Genomic DNA, 24,428 nt, shown 5'->3' with positions numbered 1-24,428 from the left:
TGGGCTGAGCGATCGGGCGCCCTCTTCCGTAGAGGGAAGAGGGCAGCCTGCCGCGAAGCCGATTACGCCGCGCGATCGCCATGAAATTCGGCGACTGGCGAGCGCGGTTTTAGGGGGTGTGCCGCGACGGTCTTTCGGCCGGTCGCGGCGCATCCCATCTAAAGGTTGTCGAGCACCGCTGCTGAAGGCCGCCACGAGCCTCGCAGGGGTGAAAGGGCGCCCGGCGTGAGCCGGACGCCGGATTTGTGGCAGACGAACGGTCTTTGGGGCTTCATTTTCAGCGTAAAATGCGCTGAAGGAATGTGAGGCGCCATCGACCATCCGGGAACAAGCCCATGTCGCGCGCGGAACAGAACGACGTTTTCCTCTCCACCTCCTTCCTGGATGGCGCCAACGCCGCCTGGATCGAGGATCTCTACGCCCGCTACGAAGCCGACCCGAATTCGGTCAGCCCCGACTGGCAGAGCTTCTTTGCGGCGCTGAAGGATGATCCGAACGCGGTGATCCAGAACGCCCGCGGTGCATCCTGGAAGAAGCCGCACTGGCCGGTGCATGCCAATGGCGAACTGGTCTCGGCCATGGACGGCCAGTGGATCGAGGTGGAAAAGGCCCTCTCCGACAAGGTGAAGGCCAAGGCGCAGAAGGCGGGCGTCGAATTCTCCGCCACCGAGGTGCAGCAGGCCACCCGCGACAGCGTCAAGGCGCTGATGATGATCCGCGCCTATCGCATGCGCGGCCACCTGCATGCCAATCTCGACCCGCTCGGCCTGACCCCCCCGCGCGAGGCGCCGGAGCTGGATCCCGCCTCCTACGGCTTTTACGAGGCCGATCTCGACCGCAAGATCTTCATCGACCACGTGCTGGGCCTCGAGTTCGCCTCGGTCCGGCAGATGGTGGCGATCCTGCGCCGCACCTATTGCTCCAGCATCGGCGTGGAGTTCATGCACATCTCCTCGCCCGAGGAGAAGGCCTGGATCCAGGAGCGCATCGAAGGTCCCGACAAGGAGGTGACCTTCACCCGCGAGGGCAAGCGCGCCATCCTGAACAAGCTGGTGGAAGCCGAGGGCTTCGAGAAGTTCCTCGACGTGAAGTTCACCGGCACCAAGCGCTTCGGCCTCGACGGCGGCGAGAGCCTGATCCCGGCGCTGGAGCAGATCATCAAGCGCGGCGGTAACCTGGGGGTGAAGGACATCGTGTTCGGCATGGCCCATCGCGGCCGCCTGAACGTGCTCACCCAGGTCATGGGCAAGCCCCACCGCGCCCTGTTCCACGAGTTCAAGGGCGGCTCCTGGGCGCCCGACGACGTGGAAGGCTCGGGCGACGTGAAGTACCACCTCGGTGCCTCGTCCGACCGCGAGTTCGACAACAACAAGGTCCATCTGTCGCTGACCGCCAACCCGTCGCATCTCGAGATCGTGGATCCGGTGGTGCTCGGCAAGGCCCGCGCCAAGCAGGACCAGATGCAGGATGTCGAGCGGGTGCAGGTGCTGCCGCTGCTGCTGCACGGCGATGCCGCCTTCGCCGGCCAGGGCGTGGTGGCCGAATGCCTCGGCCTCTCCGGCCTGAAGGGCCACCGCACCGGCGGGTCGATCCACGTCATCATCAACAATCAGATCGGCTTCACCACCAATCCGCGCTATTCGCGCTCCTCGCCCTATCCCTCCGACGTGGCGAAGATGATCGAGGCGCCGATCTTCCACTGCAATGGCGACGATCCGGAATCGGTGGTGTTCTGCGCCAAGGTGGCCACCGAGTTCCGCCAGCGCTTCCACAAGCCTGTCGTCATCGACATGTTCTGCTACCGCCGCTTCGGCCACAACGAGGGCGACGAGCCGGCGTTCACCCAGCCGAAGATGTACAAGGTGATCCGCCAGCACCCGAGCGTGCTGGAGCTGTACACCAAGAAGCTCGAGGCCGAGGGCGTGGTGACTGCCGGCGAGGTGGACACCATGCGCGCGGCGTGGCGCGAGCGCCTGGAGGCCGAGCACGAGGCGGGCCAGGCCTATAAGCCCAACAAGGCCGACTGGCTCGACGGCCGCTGGGCCGGCTTCAAGGCCACCCATGAGGATGACGATCCGCGGCGCGGCAACACCGGTGTCGCCGAGGACACGCTGAAGGCCATCGGCGAGAAGATCACCAAGGTGCCGGAGGGCTTCCAGCTCCACCGCACCATCCAGCGCTTCCTCGACAACCGCCGCAAGTCCATCGAGGACGGCAAGGGCATCGACTGGGCCACCGGCGAGGCGCTGGCCCTCTCGTCCCTGCTGCTGGAAGGCAATCCCGTGCGCTTCTCCGGCCAGGACGTGGAGCGCGGCACCTTCTCCCAGCGCCATTCGGTGCTGACCGACCAGGAGACCGAGGCCCGCTTCAAGCCCTTCAACCATCTCTCCGAGACCCAGGCCAAGTACGAGGTCATCAACTCGATGCTCTCGGAAGAGGCGGTGCTCGGCTTCGAGTACGGCTACACCCTCTCCGAGCCCAACACCCTGGTGCTCTGGGAAGCGCAGTTCGGCGATTTCGCCAACGGCGCGCAGGTGGTGTTCGACCAGTTCATCTCCTCGGGCGAGCGCAAGTGGCTGCGCATGTCCGGCCTCGTCTGCCTGCTGCCGCACGGCTATGAAGGCCAGGGTCCGGAGCATTCCTCCGCCCGCCTCGAGCGCTATCTGCAGATGTGCGCCGAGGACAACATGCAGGTGGCGAACTGCTCCACCCCGGCCAACTACTTCCACATCCTGCGCCGCCAGATGAAGCGCGAGTTCCGCAAGCCGCTGATCCTGATGACGCCGAAGTCGCTGCTGCGCCACAAGCGGGCGGTGTCTTCGCTGAGCGACATGGTGGCCGGCACCTCCTTCCACCGGGTGCTCTGGGATGACGCCCAGTCCCATCCGGAGGAGAACGCCATCAAGCTGGTGGCGGACGACAAGATCCGTCGCGTCGTGCTGTGCACCGGCAAGGTCTATTACGACCTGCTGGAGGAGCGCGAGAAGCGCGGCGTGTCGGACGTCTACCTGATGCGGGTGGAGCAGCTCTACCCGTTCCCGCTCAAGACCCTGGTGCAGGAACTCTCGCGCTTCAAGAATGCCGAGGTGTCCTGGTGCCAGGAAGAGCCCAAGAACCAGGGTGCGTGGGCCTTCGTGCAGCCCTACCTGGAATGGGTGCTGGAACAGGTGGGCGGTGCGGACAAGCGTCCGCGCTATGCCGGTCGTCCCGCCTCGGCGGCGACGGCCACGGGCCTCATGTCCAAGCATCTGGCCCAGCTCAAGGCCTTCCTCGACGAAGCCCTCGGCTGAGCCGGCGACATGGCCCACTTCCTCCTGCGCCTCTCCCCGCCGCGTCCCACCTTCCCGGCGGACGCGACCGTGGCCGAGATGGATGCCATGGCCGCCCACGGCGCCTTCTGGCAGCGCGAGGCCGATCGTGGCCTCGCCCTTGCCGTGGGGCCGGTGGCGGACCCCTCGGGCATCTGGGGCATGGCGCTGGTGGAAGCTCAAGATCAGGACGCGGCGAACCTGCTCGCCGCGCAGGACCCCGTCATCGTGGCAGGGCTGGGCTTCGCCTATGAGGTGATGCCCATCCTGTCGCTCATACAGCGCCGGGTGGCTGGCCCGGTGCCTGTCCCATCTTCACCTGCCGATAGTTGAGGGAGGCCCCGCACTGGGGCGAACGCAATGACCACCGAGATCCGCGTACCGACCCTGGGCGAGTCCGTTACCGAGGCGACCATCGGCAAGTGGTTCAAGAAGCCCGGCGATACCGTCGCCGCCGACGAGCCGCTGGTGGAACTGGAGACCGACAAGGTCACGGTCGAAGTGCCTGCGCCCGCCGCCGGCGTGCTGGCCGAGATCGTCGCCAAGGACGGTGACACGGTGGGCGTCGGAGCCCTGCTCGGCTCCATCGGCGCCGGTTCCGGCGCTGCTGCCGTGGCCCCCGCTGCCGCCGCCGCTCCTGCGCCCGTCGCCGCTGCGCCGGCTCCCGCTGCGGCGCCTGCCGCCGCTGCCGCGTCCGGCGCCAACGGCCCGGCCGTGGGCCGCATCGCCGCCGAGAGCGGTGTGGATCCGTCCGGCGTCGCCGGCTCCGGCAAGGATGGCCGCGTCACCAAGGGCGACATGCTGGCCGCCATCGCCGCCGGTGCCGCTGCGGCTCCCGCCCCGGTGGCGGTCCGCGCTCCCTCCGTGCCCACCGATGCGGTGCGCGAGGAGCGGGTCAAGATGACCAAGCTGCGCCAGACCATCGCGCGGCGCCTGAAGGATGCGCAGAACACCGCCGCCATGCTCACCACGTTCAACGACGTGGACATGAGCGCGGTGATGAGCCTGCGCGCCCAGTTCAAGGATGCGTTCGAGAAGAAGCACGGCACCAAGCTCGGCTTCATGGGCTTCTTCACCAAGGCGGTCATCGCCGCCCTGAAGGACCTGCCGGCGGTGAATGCCGAGATCGACGGCCAGGACCTCGTCTACAAGAACTACTACAATATCGGTATCGCGGTGGGCACCGAGAAGGGCCTCGTGGTTCCGGTGGTGCGCGACGCCGACCTGCTCTCCGTGGCGGAGATCGAGAAGGCCATCGCCGGCTATGGCCGCAAGGCGCGTGACGGCAAGCTCGGCATCGAGGACATGCAGGGCGGCACCTTCACCATCACCAACGGCGGCATCTACGGCTCGCTGATGTCCACCCCGATCCTCAATGCGCCGCAGTCGGGCATCCTCGGCATGCACCGCATCGAGGAGCGCCCGGTGGCCATCAAGGGCCAGGTGGTGATCCGCCCCATGATGTATCTCGCCCTCTCCTACGACCACCGCATCGTCGATGGCCGCGAGGCCGTGACCTTCCTGGTGCGCGTCAAGGAGACCCTGGAAGATCCCGCGCGGCTCGTGCTGGATCTGTGAGGGTAGGATGAGAGGATGGCCAGGCACTGGAAGCGCCTGGCCATCCTTCTGATCGCCTGTGCGGGCCGATCGCCTGTGCGGGCGTGGTCTGCGCGGCGCTCAGCGGGTGGTACGGCGGGCCTTTCGATCAGCAGGCGATCCATCGGGGCGGATGGGGAGGTGACGAATTTCTCCAGTGGACCAACGCCACCTCCGGCCTTCCCACGATGAGGATCCCATGACGCCTGCGCTGCGCATCACTCTCGCGGAACCGGTCATTCCCGGCGTGGTGAAGCTCGTCTTCACCGACGGCTATGAGGGCGTGGTCGATTTGCGGCCGATCATAGCGCGCGGCCAGATCTTCACTTACCTGCAGACGCCCGAGCATTTCGCCCGCCTGCAGCTGGAAGAATACGGCCATCACATTTTCTGGGTCGACGAGAACGGCAACGAGATCGATTTCGGTGCCGACCAGCTGCGCAAGGACTGCGAGAAGCAGGCGCAGCTTCACCTGCTCGCGGCCAGCTGATCAACGGAGCACAACATCCGCATGTCCTACGATATCACCATCATCGGTACCGGCCCTGGCGGCTATGTGTGTGCCATTCGCGCGGCCCAGCTCGGCCTCAAGGTGGCCGTGGTGGAGAAGCGCGGCACCCATGGCGGCACCTGCCTCAATGTGGGCTGCATCCCCTCCAAGGCGCTGCTCTACGCCTCCGAGCTGTTCGAGGAAGCCGGCCACAAGTTCGGCGAGATGGGCATCGGCGTCCCGGCCCCCACGCTCGACCTTCCGACCATGCTCGCCTTCAAGGACAAGGGCGTGGACGGCAACGTCAAGGGCGTTGAGTTCCTGCTGAAGAAGAACAAGGTCGACGTCTACATGGGCTCGGCCAAGATCCTCGGCACCGGCAAGGTTGAGGTGACGCTGAACGCCGACGGCAAGGTCGAGGTCCTGGAGACCAGGAACATCGTCATCGCCACCGGCTCGGACGTGGCGCCTTTGCCGGGCGTGACCATCGACGAGCAGCGCATCGTCTCCTCCACCGGCGCGCTGGCGCTGCCGAAGGTGCCGGGCAAGCTGCTGGTGGTGGGCGCCGGCGTCATCGGCCTGGAACTCGGCTCGGTGTGGCGTCGCCTCGGCGCGCAGGTGACCGTGGTGGAGTTCCTCGACCGCATCCTGCCCGGCATGGACAGCGACGTGGCCAGGAGCTTCCAGCGCATCCTCGACAAGCAGGGCTTCGCCTTCAAGCTCGGCACCAAGGTCACCGGCGTGGATACCTCGGGCGAGACCCTGAAGGTGTCGGTGGAGCCGGCGGCCGGCGGCGCGGCCGAAGTGATCGAGGCGGACGTGGTGCTGGTGGCCATCGGCCGCATTCCCTACACCGCGGGCCTCGGCCTCGACGAGGCGGGCGTCGCCAAGGATGCCCGCGGCCGCGTGGTCACGGACCACCACTTCGCCACCAACGTGCCGGGCATCTATGCCATCGGCGACGTGATCGTCGGCCCCATGCTCGCCCACAAGGCCGAGGATGAAGGCGTGGCGCTGGCGGAGCTGCTGGCGGGCAAGGCCGGGCACGTGAACTACGACGTGATCCCCGGCGTGGTCTACACCTTCCCGGAAGTGGCGTCGGTCGGCAAGTCCGAGGACGACCTGAAGGCGGCGGGCGTGGCCTACAAGGTGGGCAAGTTCCCCTTCACCGCCAACGGCCGCACCAAGGTGAACAACACCACGGACGGCTTCGTGAAGATCATTGCGGACGCCGCCACCGACAAGGTGCTGGGCGCCCACATCATCGGCCCCGAGGCCGGCGAGATGATCCACGAATGCGCGGTGCTGATGGAGTTCGGCGGCTCGTCGGAAGACCTCGCCCGCACCTGCCACGCCCACCCCACCCGCTCGGAAGCGGTGAAGGAAGCGGCCATGGCGGTGGAGAAGCGCGCCATCCACATGTGACGGGTGACTTCCAGAAAAAAGCCCTCCGGCCTTGGGCCGGAGGGTCATGGAGGTCCCTTGAAGATCCGTCGAGTGCGTCAGCCGCCCTTCTGGGTGGTCGACGTGCTTGCCGTCGTGGTCGGGGCGTCGGTTTGCGACGACGCGTTGGTCATGCCGGCACATCCCGCGCCGCCGGCGAAAGCGGGCGCGGTGCCGGCAAGAACGGTCAGGGCACATAAGGTGAAAGCAATCTGCTTCATCTTCTTCTCCTGGCCTCGGTCGGGGGGTACGTGCCGATTAAGCCACGCAGCGGCCTTGGCGCGAACCCTTGGTCGATCAGGATGCGATCACGATTTCGCGCACCCTTGAGCGTCGCTGTTGTGCGTCCCGCTGCTCGCGCCGTCGGACATGCACCGTCGGACATGCGCTCCATGGAGTCCTTCGACCCCACCGCGCCGCTCCCGCGCGGAGCCCCGCATCCGTCAGACGAACGTCACCGCCTCGATGCGCCAGCCGTCCGGGTCCTTCAGGAAGGCAGCGTAATAGCCCGGCCCATACTGGGGCCGCAGGCCCGGCGCGCCGTAATCGGTTCCGCCGGTCGCAACGCCCGCCGCATGGAAGGCGGCGACGGCGGCCCGATCCAGCGCGCAGAAGGCGATGTGGGTGCCCGGCGGCGGGGAAACCGGCCCGTCGCGCAGTTGCACCCAGAAGGGCGCCGCGCCGATGGCGCCTTCCGGGGCGGGGATGGTGCCGGCCGGTCCCCAGCAGGCGGACGCGCCCTCCGGCTCGTCATAATCGGCCACCCGCATCAGGCCCAGCGGCGCCAGCACCGCATCGTAGAAGCGCACCGCGCGCGGCAGGTCCACGGTGGTGATGGACAGATGCTCGATGACCGGGCGGACGGGTGGGAAGGTCATGGGGTCTCCTGTCGGGCCGTTGCAAGCGTCGTCACGTGTCCGACGCGCCGGAGCGCGGATGGGCGGAGCGCCAGGCGGCCATGAGCGCGGTGGCGTCCACCTCGGTATAGATCTGCGTGGTGGAGAGCGAGGCGTGGCCCAATAGCTCCTGGATGGCGCGGATTTCCCCGCCCCGGGACAAAAGGTGCGTGGCGAAGGCGTGGCGCAGGGCGTGGGGCGTGGCGCTCTGCGGCAGGCCGAGGGCGCCGCGCATGCGCTCCACCGCCAATTGCACGATGCGTGGCGAGAGCGGCCCGCCCCGCGTGCCGCGAAACAGCGGCGCGTCCGGCCCAAGGGCATGGGGGCAGAGGACCCGGTATTCGGCGATGGACCGGCGCACCGGCGCGATCAGCGGCACCATGCGCGTCTTGCGTCCCTTGCCGGTGACGGTGATGGATTCGGCGTCCGGCGGCACGTCGCGGGGGGTGAGGCTCAGGGCTTCCGAAATGCGCAGCCCCGCCCCGTAGAGTAGGGCGAGGACGGCCGCGTCGCGCGCCAGCACCCAGGCCTCGCGATCCTCCCCGGCGCGGGTGGCGGGATCGGACAGGGCGCGGGCGGCGGCGATGGAAACCGGCTTCGGCAGGCTGCGCGGCACCTTGGGGGCGCGCACGGCGGTGAGCGCCCCCACCTTGCCCAGCCCCTCCCGCTCCAGATGCCGGCCGAAGGAGCGCGCGGCGGCAAGCAGGCGCACCAGGGTGCGCGGCGCCACCCCGTCGGCCCGGCGGTCGGCGAGCACCGCGCGCACGTCGGCGGGGGTGAGGGCCGAAAGATCGCTCAGGCCCGGGCGGGCGCCGAGATGGTCGGTGAGGCGCAGCAGGACCACCGAGAGGTCGCGGGCATAGGCTTCCAGCGTCTTGGGCGACAGGCGCCGCTCGTGGGCGAGGCGCGCGAGCCAGGCCTCGATGGCCGCGCCCAAATCCGCCGTCACGGCGCTGAGCAGGCCGTGGGCGGCGCGGGCGGCTTTCTGCTCATCGCTCATGGCCATGGGAGCACTCCGGAGAGGGTGCCTCCAGCTATGGACGCGCCCCCTTCAAAAAACCCTGAACGGGAACCGCCAAGGACCCCTTGCGTTTTAGATATATCGAACGATATAAATTGTGTCGTTGTATCTTACGACATATCTTAGGAGACTTATCATGTTTGGATGCAGACGTGACGGACACCATGGCGGCGATCGCAGCCACCGGGGGGACCTGGACGAGATGCGCCATGCCGGGGGTCCCGGCCGCGGCGGCGAGTTTGGCGGCCATCGCGGGGGCGGGCGCGGCGGACGGGGTGGCGGCGACATGTTCCGCATCGGCCGGATGCTGGCGCAGGGCGACCTGAAGCTGCTGGCCCTGTCGCTCATCGCCGAGCAGCCGCGGCACGGCTACGAGATCATCAAGGTGATCGAGGAGAAGACCGCTGGCTGGTATTCGCCGAGCCCCGGCGTGGTCTACCCCACCCTCACCTTCCTGGAAGAGGCGGGCTATGTGACCTCCGAGCCCGACGGCGCGAAGAAGCGCTACGCCATCACCGAGGACGGCCGCGCCTATCTCGCCGAAAACCGCGCCTTCGCCGACGCCATCATCGGGCGCCTGTCGGAGATCGGCCTCAAGATGGGCCGGGTGCGTAAATGGATGGGTTGGAGCGAGAACGGCCCGAGCCAGGGCGCCGAACTCCCCCGTCTGGTGGAAGCCGCGCTTGAAAACCTGCGGGACGTGGCCCAGCAGAAGCTGGAGGCCAATCGCGGCGCCGAGACGCGCATCGTCGAGATTCTCGCCCGCGTGGCCAACGACATCCGCGAGGCGTGATCCCCGCGACCGCATGTTCGCGGTGCGTCGAGCCGCGAACATGCCCGCGCAAACCGGACCGCAGCGCTCCCTGTGCGGGCTGCGGCATCCCCTTCGCCGGGGCTGAGGCTGCGACTTTATGATGTTCTGAACATCATAAATGATGCTTGAACGATGAATGGGGGCGGCGTAAGCAGGACAAATCCTGTCACACGCGTCCCCCTCGGCCGTCATGATCACAGCCGCCCAGCTTCGCGCCGCCCGTGCCCTTCTCGGCCTCGACCAGCGCGCCCTCGCGGCCCTGAGTGGCCTCTCCCTGCCCACCATTCAGCGCATGGAAGCCAGCGACGGGGTCATCCGCGGCAACGTGGATTCCCTCATGAAGCTCGTGGGCGGGCTGGAGGCGGCGGGCATCGAACTCATCGGCGAAGCGGCCGTCAGCGAGGCCGGAGGGCGGGGCGTCCGGCTGCGGGTCCAAGTGCCCTCTTCTCCGGTGCCCTCTTCTCCGGTGCCCTCTTCTCCGGCGCCCACTCCGGCGCCCGTTGCCAGCCGGCCCCCGGCGGAGGAGGAGTAGGGCCATGCCCGAGGCGGCTTTCGTCGCGCAACTTCCCGTGAGCGGACACCTCCTCGTCGCCCTCGGCGCGGTGGTGGCGTTGCTCGCTCTCGGCGTGCTCGGCGTGGCGACGGCGCGTCGTCCGCTGGGCCGGCCCCTGGTCTATGGTGGTGCGCTGGTGGTGACGCTGGTGGCCGGCCTCTCCGCGCTCACGGCCATTGCGGCGCCGGCGGCCGGGATCGTGCTGCCCCTGGGCATTCCCTGGATCGGCGCGCACCTGCGGCTTGATGCGCTGTCGGCGGTCTTCCTCGCCGTCATCAATCTCGGCGGCGCCGCCGCGAGCCTCTACGGCCTGGGCTATGGCCGGCACGACCATGCGCCCGAGCGCGTGCTGCCCTTCTTCCCGGCCTTCCTTGCCGGCATGAACATGGTGCTGCTGGCGGATGATGCCTACAGCTTCCTGCTGGCGTGGGAATTCATGTCGCTGGCGTCCTGGGCGCTGGTGGTGGCCCACGACAAGGAGGCGGGCAATGTGCGCGCCGGCCTCGTCTATATCCTCATGGCCTCGTTCGGCACGCTGGCGCTGATGCTGGCCTTCGGCCTGCTCGCCGCCGGCTCCGGGGGCGGCTACGCCTTCGACGCCATGCGCGAGGCACCGCCCGTGGGCGCCTTCGCCGCGCTGGTGCTGGCCCTCGCCATGCTGGGCGCCGGCTCCAAGGCCGGCCTCGTGCCGCTGCACGTCTGGCTGCCTTTGGCCCATCCTGCTGCGCCCAGCCACGTCTCCGCCCTCATGAGCGGGGTGATGACCAAGGTGGCGGTCTACGGCTTCATCCGCATCGTGTTCGACCTTTCGGGGCCGCCCGACTGGTGGTGGGGCATTCCCGTCCTGGCGGCGGGCGGGATTGCCGCGGTCATCGGCGTGCTGCAGGCGCTGTTGCAGGGCGATATCAAGCGGGTGCTGGCCTACTCGACCATCGAGAATATCGGCCTCATCTTCGTCGGCCTCGGGCTGGCGCTCGCCTTCTCGGCCAACGGCTTTTCCGCCGCCGCCGCGCTGGCGTTCACCGCGGCCCTGTTCCATGTGCTCAACCACGCGGCCATGAAGAGCCTGTTGTTCTTCGGCGCGGGCGCGGTGCTCACCGCCACCGGCACCCGGCAGATGGAGGACCTGGGCGGCCTCATCCATCGCATGCCCACCACCAGCGTGGTGATGCTGATCGGCTGCGCCGCCATCTCGGCCCTGCCGCCGCTCAACGGCTTTGCCTCCGAGTGGCTGGTGTTCCAGGCCGTGCTGCTGAGTCCGGACCTGCCGGCCTGGGGGCTGAAGCTGATGGTGCCGGCCGTGGGCGCCCTGATGGCGCTCGCCGCAGCGCTCGCGGCCGCCTGCTTCGTGCGGCTCTACGGCATCGCCTTCCTCGGCCGGCCGCGCGGCCCCAAGGCTGCCGAGGCCCACGAGGTGGATGCCTTCTCCCGCGCCGCCATGATCGCGCTTGCAGCCACCTGCGTGCTCGCCGGCCTGCTGCCCGGCTTCGTCATCGACGCGCTCCAGCCGGCGGTGGCCGAACTGATCGGCGAGACCATGCCGGCGCAGGGTTCCGTGGCGTGGCTCTCCATCATCCCGGTGGCGGAGAGCCGTAGTTCCTATAACGGGCTGCTGGTGTTTGCCTTCACCGCGCTGTCGGCGCTTTTGGCGGCCTTCGCCATCCACCGCTTCGCCTCGCGGGCGGTGCGGCGGGCGCCGCCGTGGGATTGCGGCTTCCCCAATGCCAGCCCGCTGAGCCAGTATTCCGCCGCCTCCTTCGCCCAGCCCATCCGCCGGGTGTTCGCGCGTGGCCTGTTCGCGGCCCGCGAGACCGTGGAGATGCCGCCCCCCGGTGCCCTCACCCCCGCCCGCTTCTCGTCCAGCACGCGGGACCCGGCGTGGACCTTCCTGTTCCTGCCGCTGACGGCGGCGGTGGGATACGTGGCCGAGCGGGCGAACACGCTGCAATACCTCACCATCCGCCAGTATCTGGGCCTCGTCTTCTCGGCCCTGGTGCTGCTGCTTCTGGTGCTCGCCCTATGGACCTGATGGCGCACATCCTGGTGCAGGGCACGCAGATGCTGCTCGTGCTCGCCCTCGCCCCGCTCCTCACCGGGCTGGTGCGCAAGGCAAAGGCGCGTCTCACGCGCCGCCGGGGTGCCAGCGTGTTCCAGCCCTATCGCGATCTCGCGCGGCTGCTGCGCAAGGAAGTGGTGCTGGCGCAGAACGCCTCCTGGCTGTTCCGCGTGGTGCCCTACCTGGTGTTCGCGGCCACCTGGGTGGCGGCGGCGCTGGTGCCCACCTTCGCCACCGGGCTGATCTTCTCCTGGACGGCGGACCTCATCGCCATCACCGCCCTCATCGGCTCGGCGCGCTTCTTCCTGGCGCTGGCCGGCATGGATGTGGGCACCAGCTTCGGCGGCCTCGGGTCGAGCCGAGAGGTGATGATCTCCTCGCTGGCCGAGCCGGCCATGATCATGATCGTGTTCTCCCTGGCCCTGGTCGCCCAGTCCACCCAGCTCTCCACCATCGCCTCGGTGATGCTGGCGGGGGTGGGGCTGCGGGTGTCGCTGGCGCTGGCACTGGTGGCGCTGCTGATGGTGGCGGTGGCGGAGAACGGGCGCATCCCGGTGGACAATCCCTCCACCCACCTGGAGCTGACCATGGTGCACGAGGCCATGGTGCTGGAATATTCCGGCCGCCACCTCGCGCTGATCGAGCTGGCCGCGCAGCTGAAGCTGCTGCTGTTCCTTTCCCTGGTTGCCTGCGTGTTCGTGCCGTGGGGCCTCGCCCCGGTGGGGGCGGGTATCCCCGGGATGGCGCTGGGCCTCGTGAGCTATGGCGGCAAGCTCGCCGTGGGCGCGCTGCTCGTCGCCGTGTTCGAGACCTCCATCGCCAAGATGCGGGTGTTCCGCGTGCCGGACTTCCTCGGCGCCGCCCTTATGCTGGGGCTGCTGGGCACGCTGCTGCTGTTCGTGTCGGGGATCCTGTGATGATCGAGCACGCCATCACCCCCAATTTCGTCTTCGACGTGGCCCACATGTTCGCGGGCGCGCTGGTGCTCATCTCGTTCCTGATGCTCTACCAGGACCGGCTCTATGCGCTGCTGAACGTCTTCGCGCTGCAGGCCGTGGCGCTGGCGCTCGCGGTGGCGTGGCAGGCCTATGCCCAGGATGCGCCGCACCTGTACGTGACGGCGGGCATCGCCCTGGTGTTCAAGGCGCTGGTGATCCCGGTGGCGCTGCATCGCATGGTGGCGCGGCTCGGCATCCACCGGCAGGTGGAGACGGCGGTGTCCATCGGCCCCACCATGCTGGCCGGCATCGCCCTCGTTGCCCTCTCCCTGGTGGTGATGCTCAAGGCCACCCCCGCCGCCGATGCGCTGGCGCGGGAGGACCTCGCCTTCGCCCTCTCGGTGGTGCTGCTGGGCCTGCTGATGATGGTGACGCGCCGCAATGCGGTGAGCCAGGTGGTGGGCTTCATGTCGCTGGAGAATGGCTTGATCCTTGCCGCCACGGGGGCCAAGGGCATGCCGCTGGTGGTGGAAATCTCGGTGGCCTTCTCCGTGCTCATCGCCTTCATCGTCATCGGCATCTTCCTGTTCCGCATCCGCGAGCGGTTCGACACCGTGGACGTGGACGCCCTCGACCGCTTCCGGGGAGGGCGCGCATGACCGTCCTCGCGACGCTGCCGTTCAATCCCGCGCCGGTCATCCTCGCCATTCCGGCGGTGGCGGCGGTGCTGCTGGCGCTGATCCCGTCCTACCGCGTCTCGGCCGCGGTCAATGTGGGCGCCTGCGCCCTCACGTTCCTCACCGCCCTGTCGCTGCTGGTGGCGCCGCGCGTCGCCGGGCCGTTCATCATCGTGGACGACCTCAACATCGTGTTCGTGGTGCTGAACACCTTCGTGGCCCTCACCACCAGCGTCTTCTCGGCGAGCTACATCGCCCACGAGCTGGAGACCGGGCGCCTCACGCCGCTGCACCTGCGCTTCTACCACGCCATGTACCAGGTGCTGCTGGCGGCCATGACCCTGGCGCTCGTCTCCAACAATCTCGGCGTCATGTGGGTGGCCATCGAGGTGGCGACGCTCACCACCGTGCTGATGGTGGGCCTTTATCGCACCGAGGCGGCCATCGAGGCGGCGTGGAAATATTTCATGCTGGGCTCGGTGGGCATCGCGCTCGCCCTGTTCGGCACCATCCTGGTCTACATGGTGGCCCAGCCGGTGGTGGGCGAGGGGCCGGACGGCATGGTCTGGAGCGTGCTGATGCAGCACGCGCGCAATTTCGATCCGGCGCTGCTCAATGTCGCCTTCGTGTTCCTGCTGCTGGGCTACGGCACCAAGGTGGGCCTGGCCCCGCTCCACGCCTGGCTGCCCGACGCCCATTCGGAAGGCCCCACCCCCATCTCCGCCGTGCTGTCCGGGCTGATGCTGAACGTGGCGCTGTATGCGGTGCTGCGGTTCAAGCTGCTGCTCGCGGCCCATCCCGGCACGCTGGCGCCGGGGCCGCTGATGATGGCCATGGGCCTCGCCTCGCTGCTGCTGGCCGCTTTCATGCTGTACCGGCGGCGGGACATCAAGCGGCTGTTCGCCTATTCCTCCATCGAGCACATGGGCCTCATCGCCTTCGCCTTTGGGCTCGGCGGGCCGGTCGCCAATTTCGCCGGGCTGCTGCACATGACCATGCACAGCCTCACCAAATCGGCCATCTTCTTCGCGGTGGGCCACGTGTGCCAGGTGAAGGGCACGCAGAAGCTTTCGGATATTCGCGGCCTCACCACCTCCCACCCGGCGCTGGGCTGGGGGCTCGTGGTGGCGGTGGCGGCCATTGCCGGCCTGCCGCCGGCCGGTGTGTTCATGAGCGAATTCCTGCTGGTGACCTCCGCCTTCGCGCACCGGCCGTGGCTGGCCCTGCCGCTGGTGGCCGGGCTGCTCCTCGCCTTCGGCGCGCTGATGGTGAAGCTTTCCGGCATCGCCTTCGGCGCGCCCAGCCCCGGCAACGACAAGGTGAAGGCGAGCCATCTGCCCATGACGGTGCATCTCGCCTTGGTGCTGGCGGCCGGGCTCTATCTGCCGCCGCCGCTGGTGGCGTGGTTCCGGCACGTGGCCGGGCTGTTGGGCTAGGGGCGCGCCATGCAAGCCTTCGCACAGCTTCTCGAAAGCGGGCGCGCCGGCCCGTGCCGCCCGTTCCCGCGCGCGGAAGTGAGCGCGGAGCAGTGGACTGCCCTTGCCGGGCATCTGGCGACGGGCGAACTGGTGCTCATGGGCCTATGGGGCGATGCGGGCGCGGTTCATCCAGGCGCGGTGCACATGGCGCTGCTGGACGAAGCGTCCGGCCGGCTTGCCGTGGCAACCTATGCCTGCGTCGGCGGCGCCTTCCCTTCGGTGGCGCGTCATCACCCGCCGGCGGCGCGGCTGGAGCGCACCGTGCGCGACCTCTTCGGCCTCGTGCCCGAGGGTGCTCCCGACCATCGCCCCTGGCTCGATCATGGCCGCTGGGGGGTGCGCCATCCGCTGGGGGCGAACCTGCCGGCGGAACCTGAGGGGGATGCCTATTCCTTCCTCGCGGCGGAAGGGGAGGGGCTGCACCAGATCCCGGTCGGCCCGGTCCATGCCGGCATCATCGAACCCGGCCATTTCCGCTTCTCCTGCTACGGCGAGACGGTGGTGCGGCTGGAGACCCGGCTCGGCTACGTCCACAAGGGCATCGAGCAGCTCATGGCCGGCGCGGACGTGGCGCAGGCCGCGCGGCTTGCCGGGCGCCAGTCCGGCGACAGCACCGTGGCCTATGGGCTGGCCTTCTGCCGTGCGGTGGAGGCGGCGCGGGGGGTGAGCGTGCCGGCGCGCGCCCACGCATTGCGCGGGGTGATGGCGGAACTGGAGCGACTGGCCAACCATCTCGGCGACATCGGCGCCATCTGCAACGATGCCGCCTTCGCGCTGATGCTGGCCCATTGCGGCGTGCTGCGCGAGAAGGTGCTGCGGGTGTGTGCCCGCGCCTTCGGCCATCGCCTGATGATGGATTGCGTCATCCCCGGCGGGGTGGCGGGGGATCTGGCGCGCGACGGCATCTCCGCCATCCGCGTGCTGGTGTCCGAGGTGCGCGCCGCTTTCCCGGCTTTGGTCGAGCTTTACGACAACACCGCCTCGCTGCAGGACCGCACCGTGGGCACCGGCTTCACCCGGCCCGACTATGTCCGCCAGTTCGGCGCGGGCGGCTTTGTGGGCCGCGCTTCCGGCCGGCCCTTCGATGCGCGGCGGGCGCTCGCCTATCCGCCCTATGACCGCCTGCCGTTCGAGGTGGTGGTGCGGACCGAGGGCGACGTGAACGCGCGGATATGGGTGCGCATCCGCGAGGTGGAGGAAAGCCTGGGCCTGGTGGTGCGCCTCATCGACACCCTGCCCGACGGTCCGGTCGCGACCGAAGTCCCGCCGGGTCCCGGAGAGGGTCTGGCGGTGGTGGAGGGCTTCCGCGGCGACGTGCTCGCCTTCGTGGCGCTGGAGGCAGACGGACGTGTGCGGCGCGCGCACTTGCGCGACCCGTCCTGGTTCCAGTGGCCGCTGCTGGAAACCGCCATCGAGGGCAACATCGTCGCCGACTTTCCCCTCTGCAACAAATCCTTCAACTGCTCCTATTCGGGCGTGGATCTTTAAGGTTCGGCCATGCGCAAGCTTCTCCTCCAAGGGCTGTTGAAAGCCCCCCTCACGGAGGCCGCCCCGGAAGATGCGGCGGTGGAAAAGCTCGCCGCCGAGCTGAATGCGGCGGCGCGCGCGCGGCTGGGGCGCAGCCTGTCCATCCGCGAGGTGGATGCCGGCTCGTGCAACGGCTGCGAGCTGGAAATCCATGCGCTGGGCAATGCCTTCTATGATCTGGAGCGCTTCGGCCTGCATGTGGTCGCCTCGCCCCGCCATGCGGACGTGCTGCTGGTGACCGGGCCGGTGGCGAAGAACATGGCCGAGGCGCTGAAGCGCACCTATGACGCGACGCCGTCGCCCAAATGGGTGGTGGCGGCGGGTGACTGCGCCATCAACGGCGGCGTCTTCGCCGGCAGCTATGCCTGCGCCGGGGGCGTTCAGGCCATCGTGCCGGTGGACCTTAAGATACCCGGCTGCCCGCCGACGCCGCTGGCGCTCCTGACCGGCCTGCTCGCGCTGCTGCGGGCCGGCAAGGGGTGAGCCTCGCGCCGGGCCCGTTCTGCCGGCGCGCAGGGCCTCGCTGGCGTCCGCGAATGCTGCGGTTTCGCCGTTGAAGATCGATGCGCTGTCGGGGCGCCACTCGATCTGGCCGGAATGAGTGAAGGGGCAAGTCGTCGTGGATCACGCCCTGAAGTCATGGATCGAGACCGCGTTTTCCGTTCGACGCGGCGCACGGAAAACGCGGTGATGGCGCTTCCCTTGTGCCCCCGGCCGTGGTGTTCTCTCGCCAGCCGGCGACCGAAGACCGGCGCTGGGAGACACCATGAGATACGTCCTTGCCCTTGGCTTGGCCCTTGGCCTCGCGCTGTTGGCGCAGGTCCCTCTGGCACAGGTCCCTTCGGCCCAGGCCGCGATGGAGCCGCGCAAGATCACGCCCACCTGCTCGCAGGAGCGGCTCTGCCATCTCAAGACCTTCTACGACATCGGCAACTTCAGGATCGGCGGAAGCTACGACCTTGCCGCCCCCGGAAAATGGGCCAATGGCGGGGAGGGCGGCACCACCCTCGAATCCCTGGGCGCGGGTCCGCTCAAGACCGCCTACATCGCGCTGGGCACCCCCATCCGCAACGGGGCGGGGGAAATCACCAACGCGGTGGTCATCAATTCCTTCTATTCGGGCGACGCCACCGACATGTACGCCCAGTGGGTGGAGGGCACCGCCTTGTCGGGCGGCTCGGTGATCGGGCCGGGCCGGGCCATCGACACCAACCAGTATTACGTGGTCATCCTCGACGCGCTGGGCCTTTGGGGCACCTCCAAGCCGTCCGAGGGGCTGGGGCAGAAGTTTCCCCAATACAGCTACCAGGACATGGTGCAGGCCAATTACCGGATGCTGCGCGACCACCTGAAGGTCGCCCGCGCGGCGCTGGTCACCGGCGCTTCCATGGGGGCGACGCAGACCTATGTCTGGGGCGTCATGCATCCCGATTTCATGAACGGCCTGATGCCCGTCGGCGGCACCAGCCAGTCGGATGGCGGCGACCCGGTGGGCAACTGGACCTTCCAGCTCATGTCCGCCGCCATCGAGAGCGATCCGCAATGGCGGGCCACCGGCGGCAATTACTACGACCTGCCCAAGGACAAGCACCCCAACCAGGGCGTCGCCTTCGGCTGGTCGGTGCTGCTGCTCACCGGCTTCGACTTCCAGTTCCGCTCCCAGCAGGACTGGGCCAAGGTGCAGCCGGATGTGTTCTACTGGAACCCGCCCACGCCCCAGGCCGGCGCCAGCGTGAACAAGCGCGCTTTGCTGTTCGATGCGGTGGACCTGCTGTGGCGCAATCGCGCCGGCGAGACCTACAACATCAATGACCAGCTCAAGCGCATCACAGCCCGCACGCTGGTGATGCACATCGACAACGACCAGTGGCTCACCTTCGACCGGGCCAAGCGGACGGTGGACCTCGTGCCGGGGGCGGACCTCGTCCATGAGACGAGCCCGGTCGCCCATTACGGCGTGTTCTCCATCCTGAAGAACCGGGAGTTCGACCCCACCGTCGCCGGCTTCCTCTCCGACGTGTCGCGCCTCACCCGCGACCGCGACCTGGTGGCGAAGACCTACCGCACCCCCTCGGTGGCCGCGAACATCACGCCGGACAAGTCGTTCTGGAACACCTTCGTCACCTATCCTTTCCCGGTGAAGAAGACCACGGCCAAGGACAGTCGCGGGATCGCCTGGGACATCGGCTACATGGACGAATACGCCGGCACCGCGCCCAATCCGGACGTGCTTGTGATCATCCATGGCAAGGGCGCGTTCGGCGGCCACTACGGCAACATCATGCGCATCGCCCTGGAGCGCGGGCTCAGGGTGATCGCGGTGGACCTGCCGCACTACGGCATGTCCGGCCCTGGCAATCTGGACAAGAGCCCCGCCCGCACCATGCAGGAGATGCGGGAGGTGGTGCACGAGGTGGTGGTGAACCAGCTCAAGGTGCCAAAGGCGGCCTATCTCGGCCATTCCATGGGCGGGCAGATCGTGCTCGGCTATGCCCTCACCTGGCCCGACGCGGTGACGAAGCTGATCCTGGAAGCTCCCGCCGGCCTTGAGGAATATCCCCGCGAGGTGACGGTGGCGCCGGGCCTGAAGCTGGACCTGTTCGATCCCGCCTACGCCCACGACTTCGACAAGTGGAAGGCCACCTGGGACAAGACCGGCCTGCGCGACCGCGAGAAGAATCTCACCGCCCAGCAGATCGACGATTTCTTCCACTTCCGCAGCCGCAATCCGGTGACCGGCGCGGTGACGCCGCAGCGCTCGGGCTATTTCCTGCGCGACAGCGAATATGCCCGCCTGCACACCGCCCAGCGCATCGGCATGATCAAGGGCGATCCGCGCGAATTGCAGCAATGGGTGGATGTCTTCATCTTCGACATCTACGCCATGGTGGCGGAACTGCAGGAAAAGGACCCGGCCAGCCTGTATAAACGGCTCACCGACATCAAGATCCCCATCTTCCTCGCCTTCGGCGACAAGGAACCGTTCATTCCCGGCTACGCTTTCAACGGCCTCAACGACCTCTCGCGCCAGCTTATCCTGCCGTTCATGCGGCGCATGGATGCGGCGGGCCGGGACGTGCGGGTGAAGGTCTATCCCGGCACCGCCCATTTCATCCACACTGACGAGCCGGTGGCCTTTGCCGAGGATGTGGTGGATTTCGTCGAGACCGGGCGGGTGCCCACGGCCTCGCCGGCCAGCGTCGACCGGCTGATCCACGGCGCGCCCTCGGATACGCCGCAGCAGGCCGCCACCGCCGCCGCGCCCACCGGCCTCAACAAATAGGACCCGCCATGCCCATGCTGAAAGCCGGCGAGGTCTCTCTCAAGGTTCAAGCGGGCGAGGTATCCCTCGCCTGGCGCGAATGGGGGGAGGGCGACACAATCGTCCTCTTCATCCACGGCAACCTCGCCAGCAAGGACTGGATCGAGCTGGCCGCGCCCCACTTCCCGCGCGGGGTGCGCACCATCGCCATCGACTGGCGCGGCTGCGGGGACAGCGACAAGCCGGCCCCGCTGGCCGACTTCTCCAACTATTCCATCGCCCAGCATGCCGACGACATGCTGGCGGCGCTGGACGCGCTCGGTGTCGCCTTCTGCCATCTGGCCACCCACTCCACGGGGGGCATCATCTCCACCCGGATGATCCTGAAGCAGCCGGAGCGCTTCGGCCGGGTGTTCTCCCTCTCCCCGGTGGGGCCGCAGGGCCTTGCCTTCCGCCCCGAGCAGGCGGCCTTCTTCGGCCAGATGAAGGCGAGCAAGGAACTGACCCGGCAGGTCATGGCGGCCACCGCCATGAGCCTGTTCGAGCCGGCAAGCCTCGCCCAGGGACCCGCCCGCTTCAAGCCGGACGTGGGCGCGCGCGCCGGCCTGTTCGAGCGCATCGTGGACCAGACGTTCGCGGTGTCCGACGGCATCTGGTTCGGCACGCCGGACACGCTGACCAAGGAGGCGGAGAGCGGCGCGCTGAAGGCGCGCATGGGCTCCATCCCCCATCCCCATCTGGTGGTCTGGGGCATGTATGACGGCGTGATCCCCGAGCGGGACCTGAAGGAGATGGCCGCGGTGATGCCCGACTGCCGCCTCGTCGCGGTGCCGGGCATCGGCCATTCGCTGAACCTGGAGGCGCCGGAGCTTTACGCCGGCTATTTCGGCGCGTGGTTCGGCGGGCTTTAGGGGGTGGGCCTACTGCGCCGGCAGGCGCGGCACCGGCGCCCATTCGATGGCGAGGCGCTGGGCCACCGCAAGCTGGGCCGGGCTCATCTTGGTGGCCACCGCATTGCGCAGCCGGGTATAGACATCCCGCTCGCGCCTGGATGCCCCGGCGGTGGCGAGGATGAGCCACTTCTGCGACAGCACCACGTCGCGCGGTACGCCGTGGCCCTTGTCGTAGAGCAGGCCCAGCAGATATTGCGCCGTGGCCTCGCCCTGTTCTGCCGCGCAGGCGTACCAGCTGGCCGCCGCCACATAATTCTGCGGCACGCCCTTGCCGTATTCATAGAGGAATCCGAGCAGGCCCTGGGCGCGGGGGTCGCCGGCCCACGCCAGCGGCGTCAGTTCGGCGGCGGCGGCCTCATAGTCGCCCCGCCCATAGAGCGCGAAGGCGTGGGTGGTAGATGGCGGGCCCGCGGCGGCGGGCGCCGCCGGCAGGCCGAGGGCGACCGCGACGAGGAGCGCGGCCAGCGTCCGGCGCGGGATAAGGGGACCCGTCAGCTTCATTGGCGCCTCCCGATCCCCCCTCACATCAGCCCGGCCGCCCAGCGGTCGAAGAGCCAGCCGATCCAGATGGCCGGCGCGAAGAACAGTCCGAACGGCAGCCGGTCCCGCACGCGCGGGGCGCCGCCGGACGCGAGGCGATGGACGCCATAGGCCGTGAGCCCCGCAAGCGCGGCGACCTCCACCGCCACCGGCATGGCCGTGACGCTGAGCCAGGCCCCGGCCACCGCCGCGAGCTTCACGTCGCCGAGCCCCAGCCCGTCGCGGCCGCGCAGCGCGCGATAGCCGACGCGGATCGCCAGGAACACGAAAGCCAGCCCCGCGCCGCCGAGGAGCGCGCAGATGAGGCCCTCCACCGGCTCCGGCATCGTGGCGGCAGCGGCGAGGCCGAGGAGGGCGCCCAGCGCGTTCAAGGAATCGGGGATGATGAAGTGCCGCCCGTCGATGACGGCGATGGCGGCGAGCACCGGCACCAGCGCCGCTGCCAGCACGCCGCCGATGGACGGCTCCACCGCAACGCTCACCGCCATGGCCGCCGTCACCGCCGCCGCCATGGCCGCCTTGCCGGCAAGGCCGCCGGTGGCGCGCAGGCGGGCGGGGGAAGACCGGCGGGTGGGGGAAGACAGGGGCATGGGCCGCCTCACCTTGCGCCGAACGGCGACTGCGGGCCGCCGGGCAGGGTGGTGACGGTGCCGCGCAGCTTGGCGCGCAATTCCTCCGCCACCGTGTGCGCATCCACATTGTCGCGGATGATCTGGGGGCGGATGAAGATGATCAGCTCGGTGCGCTTCACGGTGCCGGTGGTGTGGGCGAAGGCGTCGCCCACGCCGGGGATCTGGTCGAGGATGGGCACGCCCTGCCGCACGCCGTTGTGGCGCTCGCTGATGAGGCCGGCGAGCAGCACGGTCTGCCCGCTGGTCACCGCGATGACGCTCTTCACCTTGCGCTGGGAGACGGTGGGCGTGAGCCCGCTGGAGTTGCTGCTGGTCCCGCCGGTGGTGGGATCGGACTGGGTGACGTTGCTGATCTCCTGCTCGATCTCGAGGCGGACCTGCCCGTTCACGTTCACCCGCGGCACCACATGCAGGATGATGCCGGTGTTCTTGTACTCGATGGTGTTGACCACCGTGTTGGAGGACGAGAGCACGGTGGCGCTGCCGGTGGAGACCGGGACCTCGTCGCCCACCTGCAGCGTTGCCTTCTGGTTGTCCACCACCACGACGGAGGGATTGGAGAGCACCTTCACGTCGGTGACCGTGTGCAGGGCATCGAGGATGGCGCGGGGCTGGTTCTCCTTGCCGATGAGCAGGTTGAAGCCCGGCAGCACGCGGTTGATGGCCTGGTCGGTGATGTCGCCGGACAGGGTGTTGAGCACCGAGCCCTTATTGGTGCCGAGGCCGAGGTCCTTGCTGGTGAGATAGAATTGCACGCCGTAGGCGAGCGTGTCGTTCAGCGTCACCTCGGCCACGGTGGCTTCGATGGCCACCTGCAATTGCGGCTGGTCGAGCTGCATCAGCGTGCGCTCGATGATGCGGTAGTTCTCCTGGCTGGCGAAGATCAGCAGCGAGTTGTTCACCGCGTCGGCGGTGATGCGGATGCCGGGCAGCAGCGCGCCGCCTCCACCTCCGCCCCCGCCGCCGCCCATCCCGCCCAGCGGCGCGCCTTCGCTGTCGACGGCGGTGGTCTTGCCGCCCGTGTCCTGCTTGGGCGGGGACTGGCCCAGCCGCTGCTGCACCGTGAGGCCCGAGCCGGACCCCGATCCGTTGCCGTCGGACCCGCCGCCGGAGGAGACGGAGGCGCCGGAGCCGGGCGCGATCTGGCTCGCGGCCTGGTCGAGGCCGCTGGACGATCCGCCCACGAACAATTCGTTGAGCACCTTGGCCATCTGCTTGGCGTCGCCATAGCGCAGGCGATAGACGCGCACCCCCGCCGTGGTGTCGGAGCGGTCGAGGCGGCTGATCCAGGTGGCGGCGGTCTGCAGCAGCTCCGGCTTCTTCGCCACCACCATGATGGCGTTGAGGCGGTTGACGGCCTGGAACTTCACCATCTTGTGGCTGAGCCCGCTCTCGCCCGCGTCCATGATGCTCTCCAGCTCGGAGATCAGCGGCTCGGGCGTGCTGTTGCGGACCGGATAGACGCCCACGGACTGGCCGCGCATCCAGTCGGCGTCAAAGGAGAGGACGGTGTTGATGGCCGACTGCCGCTCCGCCCCGGTGCCCTGGATGATGAGCAGGTTGCGGCCGGGATCGGCGCGCACCGCCCCCGCCCTGGTGGCGAAGCTGTCGAGCAGCGGCATCAGCGCCTCGGCCGAGACATAGCGCAGCGGCACCACGGAGAGGCCGTAGCCCGGCTCCGGCCGCGACGTGCCCACATCGGCATTGCCGCCGCCCGCCGCTTCGGTGAGCGGCACGAGCCGATAGCCGGAGGCCTCGCGGACCAGGGCGACGTTGTTGGTCTTCAGCGCGGTCTCGAGCACGTAGAGCAGTTCGGTTTTCGGCACCGGCCGGGCCGAGGCGAGGGTGACCGTGCCCTGCACCCGCGGGTCGATGACGTAGCCCACGCCGAGGATATCGCCGAGCACCACCTTGGCGACGCTGGTCACCGGAGTGTTGTCGAAGTTGAGGTCATAGCCGTCGGCGCCGCCGCTCACGCCGCCGCGGCCGGCCACCCCCACCTCGGAGCGGTCGGAGACCGGCGCCGCGGTGCTTGAGCCGAAATACTCGATGGCCCTGCGGTCGTCGGGAATGTCCTGCGGGCCGGGTACGGGCTTGGTCTCGCGCGGCAGCAGATCGATGGCCCGGACCTGGTCCATCACGCTCGGTGGCTTGACGTCGTCCGGCACCAGCGAACACGCGGCCAGCGCCGTAGCGATGAGCATCGCGCACGCCAAAAGCAGGGTGCCCGGTCGGGAGCCGAAC

General features: G+C 68.7%; 21 protein-coding genes. 15 read left to right on the top strand and 6 right to left on the bottom strand.

Annotation, left to right across the window (positions count from 1 at the left end; genetic code table 11):
• Positions 1 to 335: 335 nt before the first annotated feature.
• The 5 genes from V5F48_RS01825 to lpdA all read left to right on the top strand — a co-directional run bounded on the left by V5F48_RS01825 (position 336) and on the right by lpdA (position 6,819).
• On the top strand, positions 336 to 3,290 hold the full coding sequence (locus V5F48_RS01825; protein ID WP_394039485.1) for a 2-oxoglutarate dehydrogenase E1 component: 2,955 nt from the start codon (positions 336 to 338) through the stop codon (positions 3,288 to 3,290).
• A gap of 9 nt (positions 3,291 to 3,299) precedes the next feature.
• A complete protein-coding gene (locus tag V5F48_RS01820; protein WP_394039483.1) occupies positions 3,300 to 3,641 on the top strand; it encodes a YciI family protein in 342 nt (113 codons plus the stop codon).
• A gap of 27 nt (positions 3,642 to 3,668) precedes the next feature.
• On the top strand, positions 3,669 to 4,886 hold the full coding sequence (odhB, locus tag V5F48_RS01815; protein WP_394039481.1) for a 2-oxoglutarate dehydrogenase complex dihydrolipoyllysine-residue succinyltransferase: 1,218 nt from the start codon (positions 3,669 to 3,671) through the stop codon (positions 4,884 to 4,886).
• Positions 4,887 to 5,103: 217 nt separating this feature from the next.
• Positions 5,104 to 5,394, top strand: a complete 291-nt coding sequence (locus tag V5F48_RS01810) for a DUF2442 domain-containing protein (RefSeq protein WP_394039479.1) — start codon at positions 5,104 to 5,106, stop codon at positions 5,392 to 5,394.
• A 21-nt stretch (positions 5,395 to 5,415) separates the two neighbouring features.
• Positions 5,416 to 6,819 (top strand): dihydrolipoyl dehydrogenase, encoded by a 1,404-nt coding sequence (gene lpdA, locus V5F48_RS01805; RefSeq protein ID WP_394039478.1) that lies wholly within the window; start codon positions 5,416 to 5,418, stop codon positions 6,817 to 6,819.
• A 77-nt stretch (positions 6,820 to 6,896) separates the two neighbouring features.
• On the opposite strand, the gene V5F48_RS01800 is transcribed toward lpdA, so the two are convergent.
• The 3 genes from V5F48_RS01800 to V5F48_RS01790 all read right to left on the bottom strand — a co-directional run bounded on the left by V5F48_RS01800 (position 6,897) and on the right by V5F48_RS01790 (position 8,733).
• Positions 6,897 to 7,058 carry a hypothetical protein gene (locus V5F48_RS01800; RefSeq protein ID WP_394039476.1) on the bottom strand — a complete coding sequence of 54 codons (162 nt, stop codon included), beginning with the start codon at positions 7,056 to 7,058 and terminating at the stop codon, positions 6,897 to 6,899.
• 222 nt (positions 7,059 to 7,280) lie between these two features.
• On the bottom strand, positions 7,281 to 7,715 hold the full coding sequence (locus V5F48_RS01795; protein WP_394039474.1) for a VOC family protein: 435 nt from the start codon (positions 7,713 to 7,715) through the stop codon (positions 7,281 to 7,283).
• Between the two features lie 31 nt (positions 7,716 to 7,746).
• Positions 7,747 to 8,733, bottom strand: a complete 987-nt coding sequence (locus V5F48_RS01790; protein ID WP_394039502.1) for a tyrosine recombinase XerC — start codon at positions 8,731 to 8,733, stop codon at positions 7,747 to 7,749.
• 223 nt (positions 8,734 to 8,956) lie between these two features.
• On the opposite strand from V5F48_RS01790, the gene V5F48_RS01785 reads away from it, so the two are divergent.
• The 10 genes from V5F48_RS01785 to V5F48_RS01740 all read left to right on the top strand — a co-directional run bounded on the left by V5F48_RS01785 (position 8,957) and on the right by V5F48_RS01740 (position 20,970).
• Complete coding sequence (locus tag V5F48_RS01785) at positions 8,957 to 9,547, top strand: PadR family transcriptional regulator (protein ID WP_394039500.1); 591 nt, start codon at positions 8,957 to 8,959, stop codon at positions 9,545 to 9,547.
• Between the two features lie 211 nt (positions 9,548 to 9,758).
• Positions 9,759 to 10,100 carry a helix-turn-helix domain-containing protein gene (locus V5F48_RS01780; RefSeq protein WP_394039472.1) on the top strand — a complete coding sequence of 114 codons (342 nt, stop codon included), beginning with the start codon at positions 9,759 to 9,761 and terminating at the stop codon, positions 10,098 to 10,100.
• 4 nt (positions 10,101 to 10,104) lie between these two features.
• Positions 10,105 to 12,150, top strand: coding sequence for a hydrogenase 4 subunit B (hyfB, locus tag V5F48_RS01775; RefSeq protein ID WP_394039470.1), 2,046 nt, complete (start codon positions 10,105 to 10,107; stop codon positions 12,148 to 12,150).
• Positions 12,141 to 13,094 (top strand): respiratory chain complex I subunit 1 family protein, encoded by a 954-nt coding sequence (locus V5F48_RS01770; RefSeq protein WP_394039468.1) that lies wholly within the window; start codon positions 12,141 to 12,143, stop codon positions 13,092 to 13,094. The genes hyfB and V5F48_RS01770 overlap by 10 nt, the downstream gene beginning before the upstream one ends.
• On the top strand, positions 13,094 to 13,774 hold the full coding sequence (locus tag V5F48_RS01765) for a hydrogenase-4 component E (protein ID WP_394039466.1): 681 nt from the start codon (positions 13,094 to 13,096) through the stop codon (positions 13,772 to 13,774). Before V5F48_RS01770 ends, V5F48_RS01765 begins: the two co-directional genes overlap by 1 nt.
• The gene (locus V5F48_RS01760; protein ID WP_394039464.1) at positions 13,771 to 15,228 is read left to right on the top strand and encodes a hydrogenase 4 subunit F; all 1,458 of its coding nucleotides are present in this window, start codon (positions 13,771 to 13,773) and stop codon (positions 15,226 to 15,228) included. Before V5F48_RS01765 ends, V5F48_RS01760 begins: the two co-directional genes overlap by 4 nt.
• Positions 15,229 to 15,237: 9 nt before the next feature.
• On the top strand, positions 15,238 to 16,758 hold the full coding sequence (locus V5F48_RS01755) for a hydrogenase large subunit (RefSeq protein ID WP_394039462.1): 1,521 nt from the start codon (positions 15,238 to 15,240) through the stop codon (positions 16,756 to 16,758).
• Between the two features lie 9 nt (positions 16,759 to 16,767).
• The gene (locus V5F48_RS01750) at positions 16,768 to 17,280 is read left to right on the top strand and encodes an NADH-quinone oxidoreductase subunit B family protein (RefSeq protein ID WP_394039460.1); all 513 of its coding nucleotides are present in this window, start codon (positions 16,768 to 16,770) and stop codon (positions 17,278 to 17,280) included.
• 283 nt (positions 17,281 to 17,563) lie between these two features.
• The gene (locus tag V5F48_RS01745; RefSeq protein WP_394039458.1) at positions 17,564 to 20,080 is read left to right on the top strand and encodes an alpha/beta hydrolase; all 2,517 of its coding nucleotides are present in this window, start codon (positions 17,564 to 17,566) and stop codon (positions 20,078 to 20,080) included.
• An 8-nt stretch (positions 20,081 to 20,088) separates the two neighbouring features.
• Positions 20,089 to 20,970 carry an alpha/beta fold hydrolase gene (locus V5F48_RS01740; protein WP_394039456.1) on the top strand — a complete coding sequence of 294 codons (882 nt, stop codon included), beginning with the start codon at positions 20,089 to 20,091 and terminating at the stop codon, positions 20,968 to 20,970.
• Between the two features lie 9 nt (positions 20,971 to 20,979).
• On the opposite strand, the gene V5F48_RS01735 is transcribed toward V5F48_RS01740, so the two are convergent.
• Genes V5F48_RS01735 through gspD form a run of 3 tightly spaced genes read right to left on the bottom strand, consistent with a single transcriptional unit; the run spans position 20,980 to position 24,388 of the window.
• A complete protein-coding gene (locus V5F48_RS01735; protein WP_394039454.1) occupies positions 20,980 to 21,513 on the bottom strand; it encodes a tetratricopeptide repeat protein in 534 nt (177 codons plus the stop codon).
• A 20-nt stretch (positions 21,514 to 21,533) separates the two neighbouring features.
• Positions 21,534 to 22,142 (bottom strand): prepilin peptidase, encoded by a 609-nt coding sequence (locus tag V5F48_RS01730; protein WP_394039452.1) that lies wholly within the window; start codon positions 22,140 to 22,142, stop codon positions 21,534 to 21,536.
• An 8-nt stretch (positions 22,143 to 22,150) separates the two neighbouring features.
• On the bottom strand, positions 22,151 to 24,388 hold the full coding sequence (gene gspD, locus V5F48_RS01725) for a type II secretion system secretin GspD (RefSeq protein ID WP_394039450.1): 2,238 nt from the start codon (positions 24,386 to 24,388) through the stop codon (positions 22,151 to 22,153).
• Positions 24,389 to 24,428: the final 40 nt, after the last annotated feature.

Source organism: Xanthobacter autotrophicus ATCC 700552, assembly GCF_043194565.1.
Classification (GTDB): Bacteria; Pseudomonadota; Alphaproteobacteria; order Rhizobiales; family Xanthobacteraceae; genus Xanthobacter; species Xanthobacter autotrophicus_F.
Note: the sequence above shows the minus strand (reverse complement) of the source record. Positions and strands in the feature narration are given on the sequence as shown.

What these genes read in the sequence shown, in the direction of transcription:
- V5F48_RS01825 (WP_394039485.1), top strand. Translation starts at nt 336, where the DNA reads ATGTCGCGCGCGGAACAGAACGACGTTTTCCTCTCCACCTCCTTCCTG.
- V5F48_RS01820 (WP_394039483.1), top strand. Translation starts at nt 3,300, where the DNA reads ATGGCCCACTTCCTCCTGCGCCTCTCCCCGCCGCGTCCCACCTTCCCG.
- odhB (WP_394039481.1), top strand. Translation starts at nt 3,669, where the DNA reads ATGACCACCGAGATCCGCGTACCGACCCTGGGCGAGTCCGTTACCGAG.
- V5F48_RS01810 (WP_394039479.1), top strand. Translation starts at nt 5,104, where the DNA reads ATGACGCCTGCGCTGCGCATCACTCTCGCGGAACCGGTCATTCCCGGC.
- lpdA (WP_394039478.1), top strand. Translation starts at nt 5,416, where the DNA reads ATGTCCTACGATATCACCATCATCGGTACCGGCCCTGGCGGCTATGTG.
- V5F48_RS01800 (WP_394039476.1), bottom strand. Translation starts at nt 7,058, where the DNA reads ATGAAGCAGATTGCTTTCACCTTATGTGCCCTGACCGTTCTTGCCGGC.
- V5F48_RS01795 (WP_394039474.1), bottom strand. Translation starts at nt 7,715, where the DNA reads ATGACCTTCCCACCCGTCCGCCCGGTCATCGAGCATCTGTCCATCACC.
- V5F48_RS01790 (WP_394039502.1), bottom strand. Translation starts at nt 8,733, where the DNA reads ATGAGCGATGAGCAGAAAGCCGCCCGCGCCGCCCACGGCCTGCTCAGC.
- V5F48_RS01785 (WP_394039500.1), top strand. Translation starts at nt 8,957, where the DNA reads ATGCGCCATGCCGGGGGTCCCGGCCGCGGCGGCGAGTTTGGCGGCCAT.
- V5F48_RS01780 (WP_394039472.1), top strand. Translation starts at nt 9,759, where the DNA reads ATGATCACAGCCGCCCAGCTTCGCGCCGCCCGTGCCCTTCTCGGCCTC.
- hyfB (WP_394039470.1), top strand. Translation starts at nt 10,105, where the DNA reads ATGCCCGAGGCGGCTTTCGTCGCGCAACTTCCCGTGAGCGGACACCTC.
- V5F48_RS01770 (WP_394039468.1), top strand. Translation starts at nt 12,141, where the DNA reads ATGGACCTGATGGCGCACATCCTGGTGCAGGGCACGCAGATGCTGCTC.
- V5F48_RS01765 (WP_394039466.1), top strand. Translation starts at nt 13,094, where the DNA reads ATGATCGAGCACGCCATCACCCCCAATTTCGTCTTCGACGTGGCCCAC.
- V5F48_RS01760 (WP_394039464.1), top strand. Translation starts at nt 13,771, where the DNA reads ATGACCGTCCTCGCGACGCTGCCGTTCAATCCCGCGCCGGTCATCCTC.
- V5F48_RS01755 (WP_394039462.1), top strand. Translation starts at nt 15,238, where the DNA reads ATGCAAGCCTTCGCACAGCTTCTCGAAAGCGGGCGCGCCGGCCCGTGC.
- V5F48_RS01750 (WP_394039460.1), top strand. Translation starts at nt 16,768, where the DNA reads ATGCGCAAGCTTCTCCTCCAAGGGCTGTTGAAAGCCCCCCTCACGGAG.
- V5F48_RS01745 (WP_394039458.1), top strand. Translation starts at nt 17,564, where the DNA reads ATGAGATACGTCCTTGCCCTTGGCTTGGCCCTTGGCCTCGCGCTGTTG.
- V5F48_RS01740 (WP_394039456.1), top strand. Translation starts at nt 20,089, where the DNA reads ATGCCCATGCTGAAAGCCGGCGAGGTCTCTCTCAAGGTTCAAGCGGGC.
- V5F48_RS01735 (WP_394039454.1), bottom strand. Translation starts at nt 21,513, where the DNA reads ATGAAGCTGACGGGTCCCCTTATCCCGCGCCGGACGCTGGCCGCGCTC.
- V5F48_RS01730 (WP_394039452.1), bottom strand. Translation starts at nt 22,142, where the DNA reads ATGCCCCTGTCTTCCCCCACCCGCCGGTCTTCCCCCGCCCGCCTGCGC.
- gspD (WP_394039450.1), bottom strand. Translation starts at nt 24,388, where the DNA reads ATGCTCATCGCTACGGCGCTGGCCGCGTGTTCGCTGGTGCCGGACGAC.